18 protein-coding genes are annotated in these 21,367 nt (G+C 61.0%); 17 read left to right on the plus strand and 1 reads right to left on the minus strand.

The window, feature by feature from the left end; all coding sequences use genetic code 11:
• The first annotated feature begins 16 nt into the window (after nucleotides 1–16).
• Together FHT86_RS14250 and FHT86_RS14255 are read left to right on the plus strand one after the other, a co-directional pair.
• Nucleotides 17–1,354: an NAD(P)-binding domain-containing protein gene (locus FHT86_RS14250; protein ID WP_133707453.1), complete on the plus strand. Its 1,338-nt coding sequence runs from the start codon at nucleotides 17–19 to the stop codon at nucleotides 1,352–1,354.
• A gap of 114 nt (nucleotides 1,355–1,468) precedes the next feature.
• Nucleotides 1,469–2,068: a PAS domain-containing protein gene (locus tag FHT86_RS14255; protein ID WP_133707454.1), complete on the plus strand. Its 600-nt coding sequence runs from the start codon at nucleotides 1,469–1,471 to the stop codon at nucleotides 2,066–2,068.
• A 4-nt stretch (nucleotides 2,069–2,072) separates the two neighbouring features.
• Here FHT86_RS14255 and FHT86_RS14260 read toward each other — a convergent pair whose 3' ends face one another.
• Nucleotides 2,073–4,442: a DUF1989 domain-containing protein gene (locus tag FHT86_RS14260; RefSeq protein WP_133707455.1), complete on the minus strand. Its 2,370-nt coding sequence runs from the start codon at nucleotides 4,440–4,442 to the stop codon at nucleotides 2,073–2,075.
• A 246-nt stretch (nucleotides 4,443–4,688) separates the two neighbouring features.
• Between FHT86_RS14260 and FHT86_RS14265 the strand changes: the two genes are divergently transcribed.
• From FHT86_RS14265 to nuoG, 15 genes are all read left to right on the plus strand, one after another.
• Nucleotides 4,689–6,473 carry an APC family permease gene (locus tag FHT86_RS14265; protein ID WP_133707456.1) on the plus strand — a complete coding sequence of 595 codons (1,785 nt, stop codon included), beginning with the start codon at nucleotides 4,689–4,691 and terminating at the stop codon, nucleotides 6,471–6,473.
• 450 nt (nucleotides 6,474–6,923) lie between these two features.
• Nucleotides 6,924–7,424 (plus strand): NADH-quinone oxidoreductase subunit J, encoded by a 501-nt coding sequence (locus tag FHT86_RS14270; protein WP_133707457.1) that lies wholly within the window; start codon nucleotides 6,924–6,926, stop codon nucleotides 7,422–7,424.
• Nucleotides 7,424–7,726: an NADH-quinone oxidoreductase subunit NuoK gene (gene nuoK, locus FHT86_RS14275; protein WP_133707458.1), complete on the plus strand. Its 303-nt coding sequence runs from the start codon at nucleotides 7,424–7,426 to the stop codon at nucleotides 7,724–7,726. The genes FHT86_RS14270 and nuoK overlap by 1 nt, the downstream gene beginning before the upstream one ends.
• Nucleotides 7,727–7,730: 4 nt before the next feature.
• Nucleotides 7,731–9,194 (plus strand): monovalent cation/H+ antiporter subunit D family protein, encoded by a 1,464-nt coding sequence (locus FHT86_RS14280; RefSeq protein WP_133707459.1) that lies wholly within the window; start codon nucleotides 7,731–7,733, stop codon nucleotides 9,192–9,194.
• Nucleotides 9,191–9,445 (plus strand): hypothetical protein, encoded by a 255-nt coding sequence (locus FHT86_RS14285; RefSeq protein ID WP_133707460.1) that lies wholly within the window; start codon nucleotides 9,191–9,193, stop codon nucleotides 9,443–9,445. Before FHT86_RS14280 ends, FHT86_RS14285 begins: the two co-directional genes overlap by 4 nt.
• Nucleotides 9,438–11,213: a Na(+)/H(+) antiporter subunit D gene (locus FHT86_RS14290; RefSeq protein ID WP_133707461.1), complete on the plus strand. Its 1,776-nt coding sequence runs from the start codon at nucleotides 9,438–9,440 to the stop codon at nucleotides 11,211–11,213. The genes FHT86_RS14285 and FHT86_RS14290 overlap by 8 nt, the downstream gene beginning before the upstream one ends.
• 9 nt (nucleotides 11,214–11,222) lie before the next feature.
• A complete protein-coding gene (locus FHT86_RS14295; protein WP_133707462.1) occupies nucleotides 11,223–12,698 on the plus strand; it encodes an NADH-quinone oxidoreductase subunit M in 1,476 nt (491 codons plus the stop codon).
• A complete protein-coding gene (locus FHT86_RS14300; RefSeq protein WP_133707463.1) occupies nucleotides 12,695–14,134 on the plus strand; it encodes an NADH-quinone oxidoreductase subunit N in 1,440 nt (479 codons plus the stop codon). Before FHT86_RS14295 ends, FHT86_RS14300 begins: the two co-directional genes overlap by 4 nt.
• Nucleotides 14,135–14,288: 154 nt before the next feature.
• Complete coding sequence (locus FHT86_RS14305) at nucleotides 14,289–14,654, plus strand: NADH-quinone oxidoreductase subunit A (protein WP_133707464.1); 366 nt, start codon at nucleotides 14,289–14,291, stop codon at nucleotides 14,652–14,654.
• Nucleotides 14,642–15,145 (plus strand): NuoB/complex I 20 kDa subunit family protein, encoded by a 504-nt coding sequence (locus FHT86_RS14310; RefSeq protein ID WP_133707465.1) that lies wholly within the window; start codon nucleotides 14,642–14,644, stop codon nucleotides 15,143–15,145. The genes FHT86_RS14305 and FHT86_RS14310 overlap by 13 nt, the downstream gene beginning before the upstream one ends.
• Nucleotides 15,142–15,678, plus strand: coding sequence for an NADH-quinone oxidoreductase subunit C (locus tag FHT86_RS14315; RefSeq protein ID WP_133707466.1), 537 nt, complete (start codon nucleotides 15,142–15,144; stop codon nucleotides 15,676–15,678). The genes FHT86_RS14310 and FHT86_RS14315 overlap by 4 nt, the downstream gene beginning before the upstream one ends.
• Before the next feature lie 29 nt (nucleotides 15,679–15,707).
• The gene (nuoD, locus tag FHT86_RS14320) at nucleotides 15,708–16,922 is read left to right on the plus strand and encodes an NADH dehydrogenase (quinone) subunit D (RefSeq protein WP_133707467.1); all 1,215 of its coding nucleotides are present in this window, start codon (nucleotides 15,708–15,710) and stop codon (nucleotides 16,920–16,922) included.
• 16 nt (nucleotides 16,923–16,938) lie between these two features.
• A complete protein-coding gene (gene nuoE / locus FHT86_RS14325; RefSeq protein ID WP_133707468.1) occupies nucleotides 16,939–17,451 on the plus strand; it encodes an NADH-quinone oxidoreductase subunit NuoE in 513 nt (170 codons plus the stop codon).
• A 4-nt stretch (nucleotides 17,452–17,455) separates the two neighbouring features.
• Nucleotides 17,456–18,760 (plus strand): NADH-quinone oxidoreductase subunit NuoF, encoded by a 1,305-nt coding sequence (gene nuoF / locus FHT86_RS14330; protein WP_133707469.1) that lies wholly within the window; start codon nucleotides 17,456–17,458, stop codon nucleotides 18,758–18,760.
• The gene (gene nuoG, locus FHT86_RS14335) at nucleotides 18,753–21,341 is read left to right on the plus strand and encodes an NADH-quinone oxidoreductase subunit NuoG (protein WP_133707470.1); all 2,589 of its coding nucleotides are present in this window, start codon (nucleotides 18,753–18,755) and stop codon (nucleotides 21,339–21,341) included. Before nuoF ends, nuoG begins: the two co-directional genes overlap by 8 nt.
• The last annotated feature ends 26 nt before the right edge of the window (nucleotides 21,342–21,367 follow it).

The raw sequence follows: 21,367 nt of genomic DNA on the forward strand, positions 1-21,367 counted from the left end.
AGAAGGGGAATGCTTCATGACAAGAGTTGCCGTTATCGGTGCCGGACCTTCGGGGCTTGCTCAATTGCGGGCCTTCCAATCGGCTGCCAAGAAGGGTGCAGACATTCCGGAAGTCGTCTGCTTTGAAAAGCAGTCGGACTGGGGAGGGCTTTGGAATTATACCTGGCGGACCGGCCTCGACGAATATGGCGAGCCGGTTCACGGCAGCATGTATCGTTACCTCTGGTCGAACGGCCCGAAGGAATGCCTGGAATTCGCCGATTATTCCTTCGAGGAGCATTTCGGCAAGCCGATCGCCTCCTATCCGCCGCGCGCCGTGCTGTGGGACTATATCAAGGGCCGCGTCGAGAAGGCGGATGTGCGCAAATGGGTTCGCTTCAGCACGCCGGTGCGCATGGTGCGCTTTGACGAGGAGACGAAGAAATTCACGGTAACAGCGCACGACCGCGTCGAAGACCGCATGTATGACGAGGAATTCGACTTTGTCGTCGTCGCCACCGGGCACTTCTCGACGCCGAATGTTCCCTATTTCGAGGGTGTGAAGGCCTTCAACGGCCGCGTGCTGCATGCCCATGACTTCCGCGATGCGCTGGAGTTCAAGGGCAAGGACATCCTCATCGTCGGCCGCAGCTATTCGGCCGAAGACATCGGCTCGCAATGCTGGAAATACGGCGCCAAATCGGTGACAACGAGCTACCGCTCGAAACCGATGGGCTTCAAATGGCCCGAGAATTTCGAGGAACGGCCGCTACTGACCCGGCTCGAAAACAAGACCGCCTATTTCCTCGATGGTTCGAGCAAGCAGGTCGATGCGCTGATCCTGTGCACCGGATACCAGCACCATTTCCCCTTCCTGCCGGACGAGCTGCGCCTGAAGACCGCCAACCGGTTATGGGCCGACGGCCTCTACAAGGGCGTGATCTACGACAAGAATCCGCAGCTCTTCTACATCGGCATGCAGGACCAGTTTTACACCTTCAACATGTTCGACGTGCAGGCCTGGTGGGCGCGCGACGTCATGATGGGCCGCATCAAGCTGCCATCGGAAGAGGAGTTGAAGGCGAATTTCGATATGTGGCGCGCCCGCGAGGAAACGCTGGAAGATGCCGAGCAAATGATCTGGTATCAGGGCGACTATGTGAAGGAGCTGCTCGCCGAAACCGACTATCCGAGCTTCGACATCGAAGGCACGAACAAGACCTTCATGGAGTGGGAGCACCACAAGGCGGAAAACATCATGGGTTTCCGCGACCATGCCTATCGCTCGCTGATGACCGGCACCATGTCGCCGAAGCATCATACGCCCTGGGTCGAGGCGCTAGACGACTCGATGGAGGAATATCTCCGCAACTGAGGATTTCGTAAGACCGCGTAACCGGGGAGGGCCGTTCGTCGCGGCCCTTTCCGGTGTGTTTGAAACAAGACGAAGCACCTTGATCTGCACTCTTTTTCTTCGGGCATGGTCTTCATGGATTTCCAAACTAGCGTTCTCGGCCGCATGAGCGGCTTCCTTTATCGCTGCCGCGCCGACGAGAACTATACGATGCTGGAGATGACCGACGGCATCGAACGCATCTTCGGCTATCCGGCCGATGAGATCATCGGCAACCGGGCGCGGACTTTCACCTCCATCATGTACGAGGAGGATATTCCGCTCATGGACGAAGTTGTCGGCAAGGCGCTGGAAAGCCGCGCCGACTGGACGATGGAGTACCGGATACGCCATCTCGACGGCCACTTGATCTGGGTGACGGAGACCGGCGGTGGCGTATGGGACGAAACCGGGAAACTGCTCTATCTCGAAGGCAGCATCATTAATATCGAGTCGCTCTATCAACGCATCGACGAACAGACCTCCGGCATGCGGGTGACGGCGTCCAAGACCAACGAGATCCTGCAGTCGCTGCGCTACCTGAAGCTGCTTGCGGTCAATGCCGGCATAGAGGCCGCAAGAGCCGGAACGGCCGGGTCCGGCTTTGCCGTGCTGGCGGCGGAGATGCGCTCTCTCGCCAACTCTTCGGAGGAGGCCGCAAGGGCGATCTCGAATGCGCAGCGGAAAACGGAGTAGGCGATCAGGATCGCGGCCGCGTCTTCTGCGGGTCGTAGTGTGAGAGCGGCACGATGACCGCCGGCAAGCGCTTCTGGTGGCCGTCGAGTTTGCCAATCTCAACCGCGGTGCCGACGCCCGCATGCGCCACGTCGATACGGGCAAGCGCGATCGTCTTGCCGAGGATCGGCGAGCGTGTGGCGCTGGTGACGACGCCGACCTGCGCTCGGCCGATATGAACGCAATCGCCATGACCAACCGCCTCATTGGCCTGAACATCCAGCCCGACCAGCAGGTGGCGCGGGTTCTCCTTGCGGCGGATCAGCGCCTCGCGGCCGATGAAATCGTCAGCCTTGGATTTCAGGGGCACCGTGAAACCGATGCCGGCCTCGAAGGGGTCGGTCTGATCGGTAAATTCATGATGGGCGAAGATCAGTCCGGCCTCGATGCGCACCATGTCGAGGGCTTCGAGACCCATGGGCTTCAGACCGTGTGGTTGGCCTGCTTCCCAGACGGCGTCGAAGACGGTCAAAGCATCCTTGGGGTGGCAGAAGATTTCGTAACCGAGTTCGCCGGTATAGCCGGTACGCGAGACGACGACGGGAGCGCCCTCGAAGCCGCCGATGCGCCCGACGGTGAAGCGGAACCATTCGAGTTCGCCGATCGTCGGCTGGCGCGGCGCCGTCCAGATGATTTCCTTCAAAATGTCGCGGCTCTTCGGTCCCTGCAGGGCGATATTGTGCATCTGGTCGGTCGAGGAGCGCACCCAGGCCTTGAAGCCTTTCTTCTCGGCCTGCTCGCGCAGCCAGATGCCGCTATAGTCGTCGCCGCCAATCCAGCGGAAATTCTTGTCGCCGAGCCGGAAGAGCGTGCCGTCGTCGATCATGCCGCCGTTTTCATAGCACATGGCGGAGTAGACGACCTGGCCGGTCGAAAGCTTGCGGACATCGCGCGTCAGGCAATATTGCAGCAGCTCTTCGGCATCCGGTCCCGTGACCTCGAACTTGCGAAGCGGCGAGAGATCGATAACCGCCGCTCGCTCCCGGCAGGCCCAATATTCCTCGACTGGGCCTTCGGCGGCAAACCGGTTCGGCAACCAGTAGCCGCGATATTCGGTGTAATCCCGCGTCAGGGCGGAGAGGCGGGGGTGGAAGGCGGTTTCCCGCGTCAGTTCGGCGTCTGCATCAGGGGTCATGCGATAAGCTACCGCTCGTGAGAATTTCTCTTTTCCGGAAAATGTACGGACATGGATATCCGTCGGATCCCAGCCGTTTGCCGCATCGATATCGTCAGGGCAGGAGGAGGAGACGCAGACAAGATCCGTCAGCGCCCGCATCAGCACATAATCGCCCGGTCGCGACCAGGGCTCGTCGAGATAGAGCTGATTGTTGTGATCGATATTGGTGTTGTAGAAATAGTTGAGTGCTTCCCAGCCCTTGCGACCGGCGATGCCATAAGGTGCCAGCGCTGCATTGAAGTTGTCGGTGCAGTTTGCATGCCCCGGATAGCCCATATCGTCATAATAACGGGAGTTGCACGCGGTCGCGAAGGCGTCGTGGCGGCCGACCGTGTCCTGGACGATCTCTACCAGCGGTTCGAAATCGCGGTCGAAAGCTTTGGACGGCAGGCCCGGCGCCGGATAACTACGGCCAAGCAAGGTGCGCGTGACGGTGGAATCGAGCGCCAGATCCAGTCCCTTATCCACCTTGCGTGCGGCAAAGGCCTGGAAATCGGTGCATTGGCGGCCATAGACGTCGATGATCTGGATGAACTCTCCCGCCCGGACGAAATAGGCGGACGCGGTGGCGGCCCTGATGCGGATATCTTCGATCGGATCGGCTATCGGCTCTGGCAGGGCGGAGAGATAATCGCGAGTAAGCCGGCTGCGCCGGATCCTGATCTCGATGGGCGTTGCCGTATCCTGTGCCTCCGGTGACATGGCTTCACCCGGCGCTGCGACGATCAGCAGGCCTTCCAGGGCGATGGTAAATTCAGCCTTGCTGCCAGGTAACGAGGCCTGTCCGAAGATTCGAACGGCACCAGCCGAAGCGAGATCGGCGCCACGACGCTCAAGGGCGGTACGGGTGCGGATCGCACTTTCCGCGTTCGAGGACAAGACGCCCTTCAGCCCTTCGGCGGCATTCGTAAAGGTGGTGCCGAGGCCCTCTGACTGGAAATGCCCGTTCCTATCGAGAAAAGAAAGCTCACAGGCCTGACCGCCCTCGCTGTCGGTCACCGTGACATGGTCGCCCGGCTCGACGCGCACGACGAGCGATCCACCGCCCTTGCAGCGGTAGCGTTCGGTATCGCGCGACAGCGTCGGAATGCCGGGATAGCGGACGATGCTTGCCGAAACGGGCCGTACCCCGGCCATCGTCGGATGGAGATTTCGCATGTGACCCTCTCGGGGAATGATGTGCATCGTGGCACCCAAATCATGCTGACAAAATGCCGTTCGAAAGTAAAGGGATATTGACTAAAAAGAAAATATCTTCACTATGTATAAAGGGTCGAGACTCGGAAATATCCGTGTGGGAATACGGATGTTAAAACCACCGGCAGGCCTGCGATGCCATGGGAGGCACGTTCAGGGAGACGTACGAGAGATACGTCCGGAACAACAGAATGGGGAACTTCATCGATGACGGATTTAGTCGACGCCGGCGTTGCAGCCGGCACCGAAGGTAAGCTTATACGCGCGCTCGATTGGAAGGGCGCATTCTGGGTTGCTGCGGGCGTGCCACCGCTCGTTCTCTTTTCCATCGGCGGCATCGCCGGTACGACGGGCAAGCTTGCCTTCGTCGTCTGGATCATCTCGATGATCATGGGATTTCTGCAATCCTTCACCTATGCGGAAATTGCCGGCATGTTCGGCAACAAGTCCGGCGGTGCCTCGGTCTATGGCGCGACGGCATGGCTGCGCTATTCGAAGTTCATTGCGCCGCTCTCCGTCTGGTGCAATTGGTTCGCCTGGTCGCCGGTGCTTTCGCTCGGTTGCGCCATTGCAGCCGGCTATATTCTCAATGCCTTTTTCCCGATTCCGGCGGCGGATTCGCAGGCCGTCTTGAGCTGGATTAGCGCGCACGCCACGTCTATTGCCGCCGATAGCCCGCGTGTCGCCGAATATATTGCCGCCCATGCCGGGACGTTGCCCGATGATGCCGTGAAAGCGCTGCTGAGCGCCGATGGCGTTGCCGCCTTGACGCCCGCCATTCGCAATTGGTCCCTTTTCAGCTTCAATATTCCCTTTCTCGCCACAGCCAACATCAACGCCACCTTCTTCATCGGTGGCATCCTGATGCTGATCATCTTCGCGATTCAGCATCGCGGCATTTCCGAGACGGCAAGCGTGCAGAAGTGGCTCGCCATCATCGTGCTCGTGCCGCTGCTGATTATTGGCGTCTATCCGATCGTCAGCGGCCAAATCGTCTCCAGCAACGTCACCGGTCTGCTGCCGCCGACAGCGGCTTACGCCGCCACCGATGGAACCTGGAGCAACGGCGGCTGGACGCTCTTCCTCGGCGGCCTCTATATTGCCGCCTGGTCGACCTACGGTTTTGAGACCGCAGTCTGCTATACGCGGGAACTAAAGAATCCAAAGACGGATACCTTCAAGGCGATATTCTATTCGGGACTGGCCTGCTGCATCTTCTTCTTCCTCGTGCCCTTCGCTTTTCAGGGCGTTCTTGGTCATGCCGGCATGCTGGCGCCAGGCATCGTCGACGGCACCGGCGTCGCCGAGGCGCTCGGCGGCCTGATCGGCGCCGGTCGGATCGTCACGCAGCTGCTCGTTGTCCTGATGATCCTGGCACTGTTCCTCGCCATCATGACCGCAATGGCCGGTTCCTCGCGCACGCTCTACCAGGGCTCAAAGGACGGCTGGCTGCCGAAATATCTCGATCATGTGAACGAGAACGGTGCGCCGACCAGGGCGATGTGGACAGACTTCGCCTTCAACCTTTCGCTTCTGGCGATTGCGTCTGACACCAGCGGCTATTTCTTCGTGCTCGCCGTTTCCAACGTCGGATACATCATCTTCAACTTCCTCAATCTCAACTCGGGCTGGATCCATCGCATGGATTCCGGTCATATCGAGCGGCCTTGGAAGGCGCCCACCTGGCTGATCGGTCTCAACACCGTCCTCGCCTTCGTCAACGCGCTGTTCCTTGGCGCAGGCGCCAAGGTCTGGGGCTACGCGAATGCGCTCTGGATCGGCTTTGCCTTCGCCGCGCTGATCCTGCCGGTCTTCGCCTATCGGCACTATGTGCGCGATGGCGGCAAGTTCCCCGCCGGTGCGATGGACGATCTCGGCCTGGTCGGACAGGATTTGGGTGTGAAGAAGGCGGGTATTCTGCCATATCTGGCGCTTGCCGGCGGCCTCGCCATCGTGTTGATCGCCAATTGGATCTTCCAATTGCCGGCGTAGGCAAGGCGGAGACAAAAGCGATATTTCCCGTCGCTTAATTTATCCTCTGCGGTTGCGCATCTATTTGATGATCGGACCGCGGGGGATGGGGATCCAACGCGAATGATTGCCGGGGATGACCGCCTCGGCACCAGTCTGGGCAATGATCTGGCCAGGCGCACGGAGGGCGTTGCCGGTGCGAACTGGATCTCCGCCACGATGGATGTCACGCGTCGTGGGAGATCCGCCTCCATGTGCGTCAGCATGACAATTCTTGAGCACTATCGAAGTAACGCGCTTCCCGAGAGGCTTTCGCCGCATCCGGGCCGACCCAGTTTTGCGCTGTCAATGACAATAATCTTGTGAAAAATCCAATACTAGGGCACAATCTCTGAATGCACCTGAAGTGCGGAGCTATCTCAAATCCGGCCTCTCGCGCCGAGTGACAGCTCGCGTGGGAGGGTCGCGTCGATGGATCAGGGGTTCTTTCTTCTGTTCGCTACGGTGTCCGTGATCGCGGCCCTGATGGTGGTCTTGGCGCGGAATCCGGTTCACAGCGCATTGGCGCTGATGGCTTGTTTCCTGCAGATTTCAGCAATCTTCGTCTTGCTTGGAGCGCCGTTGCTCGCGGTCATCCAGATCTTCGTCTATGTCGGCGCGATCATGGTCCTGTTCCTATTCGTGATCATGATGATCGATGTGCGCGAAGCGGTGTTGCAGCGGTTCTTGCCGGGCGGCAATCTGCCAGCTCTGGCGCTGCTCGTCCTGCTTGGGGTGGAGATGCTTGTGCTGGTGCTCCGAAGCGGCCGCTTTTCGGTCACGGGGACCGTCGCTACGCCTGGCGGCGATGAGATCAGGCAACTCAGCACGACATTTTTCGCCGACTATCTCCTGCCGTTCGAAACCGCCTCCGTGATCCTGCTGGCGGCCCTGATCGGCGCCATTGTTCTGGCTCGAAAGGAGTCGGAGTGATGGTTCCGCTCTGGTGGTCTATTATGCTTGGAGTAGTCCTGTTCGTGATCGGAGCGGCGGGCGTGCTGCTCAGGCGCAACATTCTGGTCGTGCTGATGTCGCTGGAGCTGCTGCTCAACTCGGTCAACATCAACTTCATAGCTTTCGGGCATTACTACAACAATTTCCGCGGGCAGATCTTTGCGATCTTCGTCATCGCAATCACCGCGGCGGAGGTTGCCGTCGCCCTCGGCATCTTGGTTGCCCTTGTGAGGAACAAATCAACCCTCAAGGTCGACGACGTGACCATGATGAAAGGATAGCGGCTTGGACCCGGTGATATCGATCCGGCCACTGCTTGCCGTCGCCGTCCCGGGCCTGGCGGCCCTAGCAATTCTGCTTCTGAACAAGCGTGAAAAACTCCGCGATTTAGTCTCGCCATTGGCCGCAATCGCCCTGTTTGCGATTGTCGCCTCGATGGCGCCCACGGTGCTTTCGGGCGGGACCGTCGATTTGCGCCTGTTCGAGATCCTGCCGGGGGTTGACTTCGCTTTCCGGGCCGATGCGCTCGGCATGGTATTCGCCACTGTCTCGTCGCTTCTGTGGATCGTGGCTGCGATCTATTCCATCGGTTACATGCGGCACCTGAACGAGCATGCGCAGACCCGGTTCTTTGCCTGCTTCGCCACCAGCCTTGCGGCAGCCGTCGGAGGCGCCTTCGCCGCCAATCTGTTCACGTTGGTGATATTCTATGAGGTGCTCAGCCTCGTTACCTATCCACTCGTCTACCACCACGAGGACGAAGAAGGGTGGAGGGGCGCCCACAAGTACCTTGTCTATTTGATGGGAGCCTCGAAAAGCCTGCTGCTTGCCGCGCTGGCGCTGACCTACACCATTGCGGGATCGCTCGATTTTAGGGAGGGGGGGCTTTTGGCGGGCGCCAATGCCTCAGCGGCGCTGCTGACGGTCGTCTATTTCTGCTACCTCTTCGGCTTCGCCAAGGCGGCGGTAATGCCGATGCACGCCTGGCTGCCTGCCGCGATGGTGGCGCCGACGCCGGTCAGCGCGCTCTTGCATGCAGTGGCCGTCGTCAAGATGGGCGTGTTTTGCTTGCTGCGGGTGGTGTTCCATGTCTTCGGCGTCAAGTTGGTCGGGGAGCTGGGCCTCGGCATCGCCACGGCCTATCTGCTTTCCTTCACGATCCTGATGGCATCGGTCTATGCCCTGACGCGGGACGACCTGAAGGCGAGGCTCGCCTATTCGACGGTCAGCCAGCTCTCCTACATCGTGCTGGGCGCGGTTCTGCTGTCGCCAGTCGCGATGGTCGGTGGCATTATCCACATCGCTGCCCACGCATTCTCCAAGATCACACTCTTTTTTTGTGCCGGGTCGATTTATTGCGCGTCTGGCAAGCGAAACATCAGCGACATGGCCGGCATCGGCCGCAGGCTGCCCTGGACGATGGGCGCATTTTTCATCGCTTCGCTGAGCATGATCGGCGTGCCGCCGACCGCGGGCTTCATCAGCAAATGGTATCTGACGTTGGGCGCCGTCGAGGCGGGGCAGATCGCGTTCCTTGTCGTGCTCTTGGTGAGCTCGATCCTGAACGCGGCCTACTTCCTGCCGGTCAGCTATGCCGCCTTTTTCGGGACGGAGGCGCAGGAAAGCCCGACGACGGTTCGTGAAATTCCGATGGTCACCATCCCGCTCGTTGCGACCGCGATCCTGTCGGTGCTGATGGGCATCTTTCCCGGCTATTTCCTCACCCTGGCGGATGGAGTGGTCAGATGATCAAGCGTCTCATCGATTTCTTTGGTGACGAAGGCTATGCGAGGCGGCGGCGCCAACTGTTCTATCTGGTGCTCATTCTCATCGTCGCGGCTGACTTTCTGGTCCCGCGCGAACACGCCGAATACCTGTGGGATCGCCTGCCTGGCTGGTCCGCCGTCTATGGCTTCGCCTCGTGCATATTGCTCATCTTCGTTTCCAAATTCCTCGGTCATCGGGTCGGGCTGATGCGGCGCGAGGATTATTATGACTGACTTCATCCATCCGGCCCTGCTCTTCATTATCGGCGCTGTGCCGATCCCGTTCCTCAGCGGGTCTATCCGCAAGGCCTATCTGCTGCTGATCCCGGCGCTGGCGATCCTTGTCGTACTCACGATCCAGCCGGGCAGCTATGGCGAGGCGCGGTTCATCGGCCAGGAAATCCTGATCGCGAAAGTCGACAAGCTGAGCATCGTCTTCGCTACCGTTTTCACCATCATGGCGCTGATCGGCATGGTTTATGCGCTGCATCTGACGGACGCAGGCCAGCACGTGGCGGCCTTCGTCTACGTCGGCGGCGCACTTGGCGTGGTATTCGCCGGTGATTACCTGACCCTCTACATGTTCTGGGAAGCCATGGCATTCGCTTCTGCCTACCTGGTTTTCGCGCAGCGCGGCGGACCCGCGATCCGAGCAGGGTTCCGGTATCTCATGGTCCATGTCACCGGCGGCGTCGTTCTGCTCGGCGGCATCATTCTAAACGGGCTTGCGACCGGCTCGCTGCTTTTTGGTCCGATGGAGCGGGGGCCGATCGACGGCGGGATGGGCGTCGGCGCCTATCTGATCCTCGCCGGATTCATCCTTAATGCGGCGGTGCCGCCGCTCAACGCCTGGCTCACCGATGCCTATCCGGAGGCGACCGTCACCGGGGCGGTGTTTCTGAGTGCTTTTACCACCAAGACCGCCGTCTACGTCCTGGCGCGGGCGTTTCCGGGCACCGAGCTTCTGGTTTGGCTCGGCACGGTGATGGCGCTTTATGGTGTGGTTTACGCTGTGCTGGAGAACGACTGCCGGCGGCTCCTGGCCTATCACATTGTCAGCCAGGTGGGCTACATGGTGGCGGGGATCGGCATCGGGACCGAGATGGCGGTGAACGGAGCCGCCAGCCATGCCTTCGCGCATATCCTCTACAAGGCGCTGCTGTTCATGGGGGCCGGGGCGGTGATCTACGTCACCGGGCGGCGCAAGCTCACCGAGCTCGGCGGGCTCTACAAGACCATGCCGGTGACGGTGGCACTCTACATGGTCGGCGCATTCGCGATCTCGGCATTTCCGTTCTTCTCGGGCTTTGTCACCAAATCGATGGTGATATCAGCCGCTGGAGAGGATCATCGGGCGCTGGTGGTGCTGGCGCTGACGATGGCCTCGTCGGGGACGTTCCTGCACACCGGGTTGAAGCTCCCGTACTACATGTTTTTCGGCACGGATCGGAAACTTGAGGCGCGCGAGCCGCCGCGCAACATGCTGGTTGCGATGGCCATGGCGGCGGTGCTCTGCATTGCGATCGGCGTGTTCCCCCAGCCGCTTTATGCGCTTCTGCCCTATCCGGTCGACTTCGAACCCTACACGGGCCTGCATGTCACGGAGAGTCTCGGCCTGCTGATGTTCACCGCGCTGGGATTCGTACTGTTCCTCAAGGCGCTCGACCCCGAGAACACGATCAGCATCGACACCGACTGGTTCTATCGCAAAGGCGCGCGGCTTTTCCTATGGCTCGCCGAAAAACCATTGGCGCGCTACGAAAAGGCGGTGAGCGACCTATCCGAGACCGTGGCGCTGCCCTTCCTGCATGGCGCGGCGCGAGCGGGACTGCGGATCGATCTCGCCGGCGTGGACGCAGTCGTGAACGGCGTTGCCCGCACGATCCTGCGTGGCGGCGGGCGACTGCGACAGCTGCAGACCGGCGTCGTCACCCATTACGCACTGGCGATGATCGTCGGTGTGGCCGCAGCCATCGTCGTCTTCGCCGTGGCCTGGCGGTAGGGGGGTGGCATGGGGTTCCCGCTCCTCAGCTTCATCGTATTCACGCCTGCCGCGGGGGCAGCGGTTCTGATGTTTCTGCGTGGCGACGATGCGGTGCGGTGGACGGCGCTCTGCGTCACCGTCCTCGACCTCGCTTTCTGCATCGCCATGCTGGCCGGCTTTGATACCACCAGCCACGCGATGCAGTTCGCCGAGACGCGCCCGTGGGTGCCCGCACTCGGAATCACCTATGCGCTTGGCGTCGACGGGATCAGCGTGCTCTTCGTGTTTCTGACCGCTCTGTTGGGCTGGATCTGCGTGCTCGCCTCGTGGGTCGCGATCGACCGCAAGGTAAAGGAGTTCATGGTCAGTCTGCTGGTTATGCAGACGCTGATGTTGGGGGTGTTCTGCGCGCTCGACCTGTTCCTGTTCTACGTCTTCTGGGAGGCGATGCTGATCCCGATGTACCTGATCATAGGCGTCTGGGGCGGCGACGGCCGGGTCTATGCAGCATTCAAATTCTTCCTCTACACACTTGCGGGCAGCCTGCTGTTTCTGATCGGTGTCATCGTGCTCTATTTCCACGGCGGCAAGACCTTCGACATCCTCGCGCTTACCGCACAGGATTTGCCGTTCCGGGTCCAGTCCTGGCTGTTCTTCGCCTTCCTGATCGCCTTCGCGGTCAAGGTGCCGATGGTCCCCGTCCACACGTGGCTGCCGGACGCCCATGTGCAGGCGCCGACGGCGGGCAGCATTATCTTAGCCGGTGTGCTCCTGAAGATGGGTGCCTACGGATTCCTGCGGTTTTCCCTGCCGATGCTGCCGGAGGCGTCGGTATACTATTCGCCGTTGATGCTGGCGCTTTCGGCGCTTGCGATCGTCTATGGCGGGTTGCTTGCGCTGGCGCAGGACGACCTGAAGAAGCTGGTGGCTTATTCCAGCATCAGCCACATGGGCTTCGTGACATTGGGAATTTTTGCGCTGAACCTCCGCGGGCTCGAGGGCGGCATCCTGCAAATGTTCAATCATGGCATGACGACGGGCGCGTTGTTTCTTTTCGTCGGCCTGATCTACGAGCGGACCCACACTCGCAGCATTGCGGATTATGGTGGGTTGATGAAGGTGGCGCCGGTCTATACCGCGTTTCTTGCGCTGTTCACCCTGTCGTCGATGGCGCTGCCGGGAACGAATTCATTCGTGGGCGAGTTGCTGGTGCTGTCAGGCGGGTTTGCGGCCAACCTGGCCGCCGGCGCGGCTGCCGTTTTGGGTGCATTGTTGGGTGCCGCCTATCTGCTCGGCATGTATGGGAAAGTCGCACTGGGTCCGCCCAGCGCCGGCGTCCGGTTCAAGGTACGCGACGTGAATGCCCGCGAGATGGTTGCGATCTTGCCGCTGGCCGTCTTCGTGCTTTGGGTCGGGCTCTATCCGAAACCCTTTCTCAATATCATCGATGTCTCGGTGCAGCATCTGCTGGCGCAGGTGCACGGTAAAGGGGGCGGCCAATGACTGACGCCGCGCTTCTCCAGTCGATCCTAGCGAGCATGCCCGAGATCGTGGTCGTCACTGGGGCCTGCATCCTGCTGATCCTGGGGCAGCTTGTGAGGAAGGAACAGGAATATTTCCTTGTCTGGGCTTCCGTTGCGGTCGTGGCAATCGCTGCTTTGGTTACGCTTCTGCTGGCAAACGAGGTCCGGCCCGCCTACGCTGGTATGTTCATCGCCGACCGCTTCGCAGTCTTCTTCAAGCTCGTGTTTTACCTAGTCACCGTTCTGACATTCCTCCTTTCACGAAAATATGCCGATATCGAAGGGATCGGGAGCAGCGAATACTATGTCCTGTTGCTCTTTACGCTTTCGGGAATGATGATCCTGGCCTCGGCGACCGATCTTCTGTCGATCTATGTGGGCCTCGAACTGATGGTGCTTTGCACCTATGTGCTGACCGGCTTTCTGCGGCAGCAGCGCCGGTCGAACGAAGCGGCGCTGAAATACGTGATCCTCGGCTCGGTCTCGACCGGGATTTTCCTTTACGGCGTTTCGCTGGTTTATGGGCTCACCGGTACGACGCAGCTGGACGGGATGGCTGCGGCGGTGACCGGTAATCCACTCGATCCCGGATTGCTGCTCGCGGTGGTTTTCATCGTCGCGGGGCTGGTCTTCAAAGTCGGCGCGGTTCCGTTCCACATGTGGTTGCCGGACGTCTATGAAGGCGCGCCGACGACGATCACCGCTTTCATGTCGGTCGGCCCGAAGGCGGCGGGATTCGCGGTGATCCTGCGGGTGTTCCTCAACCCTCTTGTCGCAGCCTCAGACGTTTGGATCATCGTTGCAGTCATTGCGGTGGCGACGATGGCACTCGGCAGTTTCGTGGCGCTGGTGCAGGATAACTTCAAACGCCTCCTCGCTTATTCCAGCATCGCCCATGCCGGGTTCGCCATTTTCGGCGTCGTGGCCGGTGGTCCGGACGGCATCGCCAGCGTGATGCTTTACCTGCTGATCTACTCGTTCATGAATCTCGGAATTTTCGCTACCGTCATCATGATGCGGAATGGCGATTTTTCGGGCGAGGTCATCGAAGATTATGCGGGTTTGGCCAAGTCGCATCCCGGGCTTGCGCTTCTAATGCTGCTCTATCTCTTCTCGCTCGCCGGCATTCCGCCGACGGCCGGGTTCTTCGCCAAGTTCTACGTGCTGGTCGCGCTCGTCGATCGAGGTTTCGTCGTGCTGGCGGTGGTCGCAGTGCTGCTGAGCGCCGTTGCCGCCTATTTTTACATCCGCATCGTCATGGTGATCTACATGCGCGAGCCAGAGAGGGCCTTCACCCCGGCGCTGACGCCCCTGGTGCGCGCCACGCTGGCCTTCACTGCCGCCGGCACCATCGGTATCGGCCTATTTCCGTCGTGGTTTCTGAGACTTGCCCAACATTCGGTATTCGGCGGCTGATCGATTGGATTTGCATTGGTTCGCCCGACGGAATAAACTGGCACTTCAGGAAAGGATTGCCCAAGCCACTTCCCAGGCGACCGCACGACGGGTCTCAAACGAGGCCGATTTCCGCCCGAGGAAAGCCCCAGTTGGGTGACCGGTGCAGTGCGATATGACTGCAATGGAATTCTTGCCGGTACTTTTCATGGTCGCTGGAGTTGTTCTGGTGGCCGGGGGGACGTTGTTCGTCTCCTCGCTACTGCGCCCGTCCAATCCTTATCCGGCGAAGAACATGCCCTATGAATGCGGCATGGACGCGGCTGGCGAGGCCGCCGGGGGCCGCTTGAGGGTGCAGTTTTTTATCCTTGCGATCCTGCTGGTCGTGTTCGATGTCGAGGCGATGTTTCTCTTTCCCTGGGCCGTCGTCCTGAAAGAGATCGGGCTGGTCGGTTATGTCGAGATGTTCGTCTTTATGTTGCTGCTTCTCGTGGGCTTCGCCTACGCTTGGCTGAAGGGAGCGCTGGAATGGGAGGCGTAAACAACGCGATCCGCGACAGCGTCCTGTTCACCACGGCCGACAGCATTATCGGCTGGAGCCGGAGATCGGCGCTGTGGCCCGAGACCTTCGGAATTGCCTGCTGCGCCATTGAGATGATCTCGGCGGGGTGCGCGCGCTATGATCTCGACAGGTTCGGCGTGGTCTTTCGGCCGTCGCCCCGCCAGTCCGATGTGATGATCATCGCTGGCACCGTGACCCGGAAATTCGCGCCGGTCGTGCGGCGGCTTTATGACCAGATGCCGGAACCGCGCTGGGTGATCGCAATGGGCACCTGCGCTATTTCGGGCGGGGTCTACAACACCTACGCCGTGGTGCAGGGGTCGGAAACCTTCGTGCCCGTCGACGTGCATGTGCCGGGCTGTCCGCCCCGGCCCGAGGCGCTGATGCATGGCTTCCTACTGCTTCAAGAGAAGATCAAGAGGTCCCGCGCGCTGGCCGGGACGCCTCTCGATCGGGTTGCAACGTCATGAGCGTGGAGCCGCCCCTCAATCGCGCTCTGATCATGGAGCGTTTCGGGGGAGCAATCGAGGATCTCGGCGCCGTGCACGGCATTGATGCCTTCGCTGTTCCGCCTGCGGAGATCGTCGGGTTCTGCCGTTTTCTGAAAGAGCATCCGGCGCTGCAGTTCAATTTCCTTTCGGACATCTGCGGGGTTGATCACTATCCCGAAACGCCTCGGTTCGAGGCGGTTTATCACCTCTATTCGCTGCCCAACAGGTGGCGGGTTCGCATCAAGTGCCGGCTCGGCGATCCCCCACAGGTCCCCTCGGTCACGGGCGTATGGCGCACGGCCAACTGGCATGAGCGCGAGGCCTGGGACATGTACGGCATCAGGTTCGAGGGGCATCCTGATCTGCGCCGGATCTATATGTGGGAGGGCTTTGAGGGCTTCCCCCAGCGCAAGGATTTTCCCCTGCGCGGCTACAAGGATCAGTTGAATCCATTCGGTGCCGAAGGTCCGCCGCCAACACAGCCCGACCTCGCCACCAGAGACATTCCGTAAGGGAGGCCGTTTGACGCCGGAAAGTTGAGATGACCGAAGTCACCGAGCTCAGCAGGCCAGAAGGCGAAGCGCTCAATACCAGGGAAGTGCTTCTCAACCTCGGCCCGCAGCACCCCAGCACTCATGGGGTGCTTCGGCTCGTCCTCGAACTGGACGGCGAGTACGTTCAACGCGTGGACCCGCATATCGGCTACCTCCACCGCGGCACCGAAAAACTGGCGGAGAGCTTCACCTATACGCAGATTTTCCCGCTGACGGACCGGCTCGACTATCTCTGCCCGCCTTCGAACAACCTGGCCTTTGCGCTGGCGGTGGAGAAACTCCTCGGCATAGAAGCACCGCTGCGGGCGCAGTATATCCGCGTGATGATGGCCGAGCTGGCGCGGATCTCCGGCCATCTCCTGATCACCGGCGCGTTGCCGATGGACCTCGGTGCCATGACCGCGTTGCTTTACGTCATGCGCGAGCGCGAAATGATTATGGATCTGTTGGAAATGATTAGCGGTGCGCGCATGCACACTTCCTTCTGCAGGGTTGGCGGGGTGCGCGAGGACCTGCCTGACGGTTTCCTTCCCAAGATCAGGGAGTTCTGCGACATCTTCCCGAACCGGATTCGCGACTATGAGCGATTGCTCGAAGATAACCGGGTGTTCCTCAAGCGCACGAAAGGGGTCGGCGTGCTCTCCGCCGAAGACGCCATCGATCTCGGCGTGAGTGGCCCGAACCTGCGCGCCTCGGGGGTCGACTGGGACATCCGGCGCGACGAATCCTACGAAATTTACGATCGGCTCGATTTCAACGTCATTACCCGCAAAGAGGGCGATTGCTACGCACGCTGGCGGTGCCGGGTCGACGAGATGCGCGAAAGCATCCGGATTATCGAACAATGCATCGAGCAGATGCCCGAGGGGCCGTTCCAGGTCGATATGCCGACGATCGCCTTCCCGCTGGGCAAGGATCGGGTGCACTGCTCGATGGAGGCGCTCATCCAGCATTTCGATCTGTCGGCCTACGGCTTCAAGGTGCCGAAGGGCGAGGTCTATTCGGCGATCGAAGCGCCAAAGGGTGAGCTCGGCTTCTACATCATCAGCGACGGGTCGCCAAAGCCGTTCCGCATGAAGGTGCGGGCCCCCTCGTTCGTCAACCTTCAGGCGCTCTTCGGGGTTACCAACGCCCGCTACCTGGCGGACATGATCGCCGTGCTCGGCAGCCTCGACCCCGTGATGGCGGAGGTGGACAAGTAGTAAGGATTTAGACGCGATGACCATGCGCGAAAAGATCGAAGAGGCAGCCACGCGCTATCCCGACCAGCGCTCGGCGATCATGCCCGCGCTGCTGATCGCGCAGCAAGAGCATGGTCATCTGCCCGGCCCGGTGCTGGAGGAGATCGCCGACATTCTTGGTGTCGAGCGGATCTGGGTCTACGAGCTTGCGACCTTCTACACGCTCTTCCATACAGAACCGATTGGGATGTTCCACCTCCAGCTCTGCGACAACGTCTCCTGCATGCTGCGCCGATCCGAAGACCTGCTGAAGCATCTGGAAACGGTGCTGGGGATCAAGAAGGGCGAGACCACCCCGGACGGGCTGTTCACGCTTTCGACGGTCGAGTGCCTCGGTGCCTGCGAGATGGCTCCGGTGATGCAGGTCGGCGACAATTACCACGGCGACCTCGATGTCGCACGGATAGATGCGCTCCTGGAGAGCCTCCGGGCGACAGTGGGGCGGGCAGTGAGCGTCGAGAACGCCTCCACGCGGCCGCCGGGAGAGTAGCGCCATGTTCGAGCCGGTTCTTCTCAAAAATATCGACGTACCGGACAGCCATTTGCTGTCGACCTATGAGATCGGCGGCGGCTATCAGGCGCTGGCCAAGGTGCTGCGCGAACACACGCCTGACGCGGTTATCGACCTCGTCAAACAATCCAACCTGCGCGGTCGCGGCGGTGCCGGATTTCCTGCGGGCATGAAATGGAGCTTCGTGCCGAAGCGGGGCGACAAGCCGAAATATCTGTGCTGCAATGCGGACGAGGGCGAGCCGGGCACCTTCAAGGACCGGATCATCATGGAGCGCGACCCGCATCAGCTCATCGAGGGGCTGGCGGTGAGCGCCTACGCGATCGGGGCCGAGATCGCCTATGTCTACATCCGCGGAGAATATGTGACGGCGATCCGTCACCTGGAGCGGGCGATCGTCGAGGCTCGCGAAAAGGGGTATCTCGGAAAGGGCATTCTGGGGTCGGATTTCAATTTCGCGATACACATTCACTGTGGCGCCGGCGCCTATATCTGCGGCGAGGAGACCGCGATGCTCGAGTCGCTCGAGGGCAAGCGGGCGCAGCCGCGATTGAAACCGCCATTTCCGGCCGTGGCCGGGCTCTACGCCAGCCCGACGGTGATCAACAATGTCGAGACGCTCGCTTGCGTGCCGCACATCGTCATGCGGGGGCCGGACTGGTTCCGGGGCATCGGCCCGGACAAGAGCCCCGGTCCGAAACTCTACTGCCTCAGCGGGCAGGTACGCAAACCCGGGCTCTACGAATTACCGATGGGCATACCACTGCGCGAGCTGGTCGAGGACCACGCCGGTGGCCCGCTGCCGGGACACAGGATCAAGGCGGTGATCCCCGGTGGTGTCTCGGCGCCGGTGATCCCCGAGAGCGGGCTGGACGTCGCGATGGATTTCGACTCGCTGGCCGCCGTCGGCTCGATGCTCGGTTCGGCCGGCGTTATCGTGATCGACGACTCGACCTGCATGGTCAAGGTCGCCACCCGGATCGTCGAGTTCTTCCACCATGAGTCCTGCGGCAAGTGCACGCCTTGCCGGGAAGGGTTGAACTGGGCGGTGAAGGTCATGCGCCGGATCGAGGCAGGCGAGGGCGCTCCCGGCGATCTCCAGCAGCTGGACATGCTCTGCAAAGGCATTTTCGGGAACACGTTCTGTGCCCTGGGTGATGGCGCCGCGATGGGATTGCGGGCAGCGCTCACGCATTTCCGCGATGAGTTCATTGCCCATATCGAGGAGCAAAGGTGCCCCTTCACTGAAGGAGTGCGCTGGGATAGCGCTGCGAGGAAGTATGGTTAGCATTACCATCAATGAACAAACGCTGGAAGTCGAGGCCGGCTCGACAGTGCTGCAGGCCGCCCAGCGTCTGGGCATAGACATCCCGACCTTCTGCTATCTGAAGCGCCTGCCGGCGCTGGCATCCTGCCGCATGTGTCTGGTGGAGATCGAGGGATTGCGGCGGCTGCAGCCGTCCTGCGCCACCGCAGTCACCGATGGCATGGTGGTGCGGACGAACACGCCGCTCATCGAGGAAACGCGCTCTTCCATGCTCGATATGCTGCTCGCCAACCACCCCCTCGATTGCCCGATCTGCGATAAAGGCGGTGAATGCGAGCTTCAGAACATGGTGATGGCCTATGGCCCCCGCGAAAGTCAGTTTCGCGATGACAAACGTGTATTCCACTCCAAGGACATCCGCTTGAGCCCGGTCATCATCATGAACGTCAACCGCTGCATCCAGTGCCAGCGTTGCGTCCGGATGTGTGAGGAGGTTGTCGGCGCAGTCGCCTTGGGCACTGTCGAAAAAGGCATGGATACCGCCGTCACCGGCTTCGAAGGGAGTCTCGCGAGTTGCGATCAATGCGGCAATTGCGTCGAGGTCTGCCCGGTCGGCGCGCTGATGAGCTTCCCCTACCGCTACAAGGCGCGGCCCTGGGACCTTGTCGAGACCGACACGGTCTGCCCGCATTGTGGCACCGGTTGCCAGCTAACGGTAGGCACGCGCAAGGGCGAGTTCATGCGGGTGCGCTCGAAATGGGACGAGGGGCTCAACCGCGAAACGCTCTGCGTGCGGGGACGCTTCGGCCTCGATTTCGTCGTAAGCCAGGACCGGGTCAAGCGACCGATGATCCGTCGCGATGGCGCCCTGGTGCCGGTTTCGTGGGACGAAGCGGGGGACTATCTGCGCCTTCGGCTGTCGGCCGTCGAGAGCAAGGCTGCCGCGGGGCTCGCCTCGCCGCGCTTGCCGAATGAGGTGCTTTATCAGTTCCAGAAGCTGATGCGGACCGTGTTCCGCACCAATAACATTGATTGCTCGAGCCGCTGGTCCACGCCCTTCGATATACTGGGACCATTGTCGGCAAGCTTCTACAGCCGCGCACCGCTCGACGACGTGATCGGCAACGACTGCGTGCTCATCGTTGGCGGCAACGTCACCGAAGAGAACCCGGTTACCGAATACCTGCTGCGGGACGGCGCGCGGCGGCAGCATACCGGATTGCTCATGCTTTCGGCGCGGCCATCCCGTCTGGACGCCGATGCCAGGGTGGTCGTTCGCGTACCGCCGGGCGGAGAAGCGGCGAGCCTGGCGGCAGTGGTAGCCGAACTCGTGGCGGCCGCTGATCAGACCTTGCCGGGCGATGCTTTGGCCGGCGTCAGCGTAACAATCGGCAGGCCGGCGGCGAGCACCGCCGGTGACGGGCCGGATCGTCTGGCCAACGCGCTCAAGGAAGGCAAGAGCGTCACCGTGCTTGTCAGCGTCGATCTCCTAAGATCACCCGAGGCGCGTGCGACTCTGCAGCAGCTCAACAACCTGCTTGTGGTTCTCCACCTGCTCGGCAAGGGTCCTGCCATGCAGTTCCTCTTCGACCGTGCCAATCAGATGGGCGCCTGGGATATGGGGGTTCTGCCGGCGGCTCTACCGGGGTTGCGGGCGCTCGACGATGATGCGGCGCGCGCAACTCTTGCGCGGAACTGGGGTACCGAAATCCCATCCGAACCCGGTGCGGGTCTCGACGCCATAATGGAGCTCTGCGTTGGTGGGGGAATGGGTGCGCTTTACATCGCCGGAAGCGACCCCCTGATCGCCTATCCCGACAGGGAGTTCGTGACGCGGGCGCTTGGCGCCACCGATCTTCTGATTGTGCAGGATACCTTCCTCACGGATACGGCGGGTTTGGCGGAAGTCGTCCTGCCGGCGGCAGGTTACGGCGAGGAAACCGGCACCTTCACCAACAACGAAGGCCGGATGCAAAAGGTTCGCAAATTCCGCGAGCCGGCCTTCGAGGCACGCGGCAATCTGGCGATCTTCGACTTCGTCGCGGCGCTGCGTAACCGAACGCTGCAGCCATCGACGCAAGGCGAAATTTTTGCCGAGATCGCTCACCTGGTTCCCGCCTACCAGGGATTGACGCAGGACGGGCTTGGCGCCGACGGCGCATTCACCAAAGCGGCGCCGCCGCCTGAGCCGGCTAACGAGTTCTTCGCGCCGCCGCCTGCCCCGAAAGCAGCCGACCGACTCATGCTGGTCACCGGCGACTGCCTGTTCCACAATGGATATCTTTCCGAACGCTCGGAGATCCTGAATACAGTCGCAGACGATCCCTATGTCGAGATGAGTGTACAGGATGCCACTCAACTTGGCCTTTCGGATCGCGATCAGGTGGTCGTGCGATCCGCTCAAGGCGAATTGACGGCGAAGCTCAAAGTCAACAGACGTTTCCCCACGGGCCTCGTGTTCGTTCCCGAAAACTACCGAGCGCTACGTCTCAACAGGCTAATGCGACGGGGCGAATACCCTTGTCCGGTGGACGTTCAAAAGGCGCACGCGGGCTTTCAGATTCCAACCGTCGTCGTCGTCGAGGCGAGACCTGACGTCTGAGCGAGGCATGATGAGCCCCATCGACG

It is taken from the genome of Rhizobium sp. BK313 (assembly GCF_014193655.1).
Lineage (GTDB): Bacteria > Pseudomonadota > Alphaproteobacteria > Rhizobiales > Rhizobiaceae > Rhizobium.

Coding starts and splice junctions, on each gene's coding strand:
- FHT86_RS14250 (WP_133707453.1), top strand. CDS start 17: ATGACAAGAGTTGCCGTTATCGGTGCCGGACCTTCGGGGCTTGCTCAA.
- FHT86_RS14255 (WP_133707454.1), top strand. CDS start 1,469: ATGGATTTCCAAACTAGCGTTCTCGGCCGCATGAGCGGCTTCCTTTAT.
- FHT86_RS14260 (WP_133707455.1), bottom strand. CDS start 4,442: ATGCGAAATCTCCATCCGACGATGGCCGGGGTACGGCCCGTTTCGGCA.
- FHT86_RS14265 (WP_133707456.1), top strand. CDS start 4,689: ATGACGGATTTAGTCGACGCCGGCGTTGCAGCCGGCACCGAAGGTAAG.
- FHT86_RS14270 (WP_133707457.1), top strand. CDS start 6,924: ATGGATCAGGGGTTCTTTCTTCTGTTCGCTACGGTGTCCGTGATCGCG.
- nuoK (WP_133707458.1), top strand. CDS start 7,424: ATGGTTCCGCTCTGGTGGTCTATTATGCTTGGAGTAGTCCTGTTCGTG.
- FHT86_RS14285 (WP_133707460.1), top strand. CDS start 9,191: ATGATCAAGCGTCTCATCGATTTCTTTGGTGACGAAGGCTATGCGAGG.
- FHT86_RS14290 (WP_133707461.1), top strand. CDS start 9,438: ATGACTGACTTCATCCATCCGGCCCTGCTCTTCATTATCGGCGCTGTG.
- FHT86_RS14295 (WP_133707462.1), top strand. CDS start 11,223: ATGGGGTTCCCGCTCCTCAGCTTCATCGTATTCACGCCTGCCGCGGGG.
- FHT86_RS14300 (WP_133707463.1), top strand. CDS start 12,695: ATGACTGACGCCGCGCTTCTCCAGTCGATCCTAGCGAGCATGCCCGAG.
- FHT86_RS14305 (WP_133707464.1), top strand. CDS start 14,289: ATGACTGCAATGGAATTCTTGCCGGTACTTTTCATGGTCGCTGGAGTT.
- FHT86_RS14310 (WP_133707465.1), top strand. CDS start 14,642: ATGGGAGGCGTAAACAACGCGATCCGCGACAGCGTCCTGTTCACCACG.
- FHT86_RS14315 (WP_133707466.1), top strand. CDS start 15,142: ATGAGCGTGGAGCCGCCCCTCAATCGCGCTCTGATCATGGAGCGTTTC.
- nuoD (WP_133707467.1), top strand. CDS start 15,708: ATGACCGAAGTCACCGAGCTCAGCAGGCCAGAAGGCGAAGCGCTCAAT.
- nuoE (WP_133707468.1), top strand. CDS start 16,939: ATGACCATGCGCGAAAAGATCGAAGAGGCAGCCACGCGCTATCCCGAC.
- nuoF (WP_133707469.1), top strand. CDS start 17,456: ATGTTCGAGCCGGTTCTTCTCAAAAATATCGACGTACCGGACAGCCAT.
- nuoG (WP_133707470.1), top strand. CDS start 18,753: ATGGTTAGCATTACCATCAATGAACAAACGCTGGAAGTCGAGGCCGGC.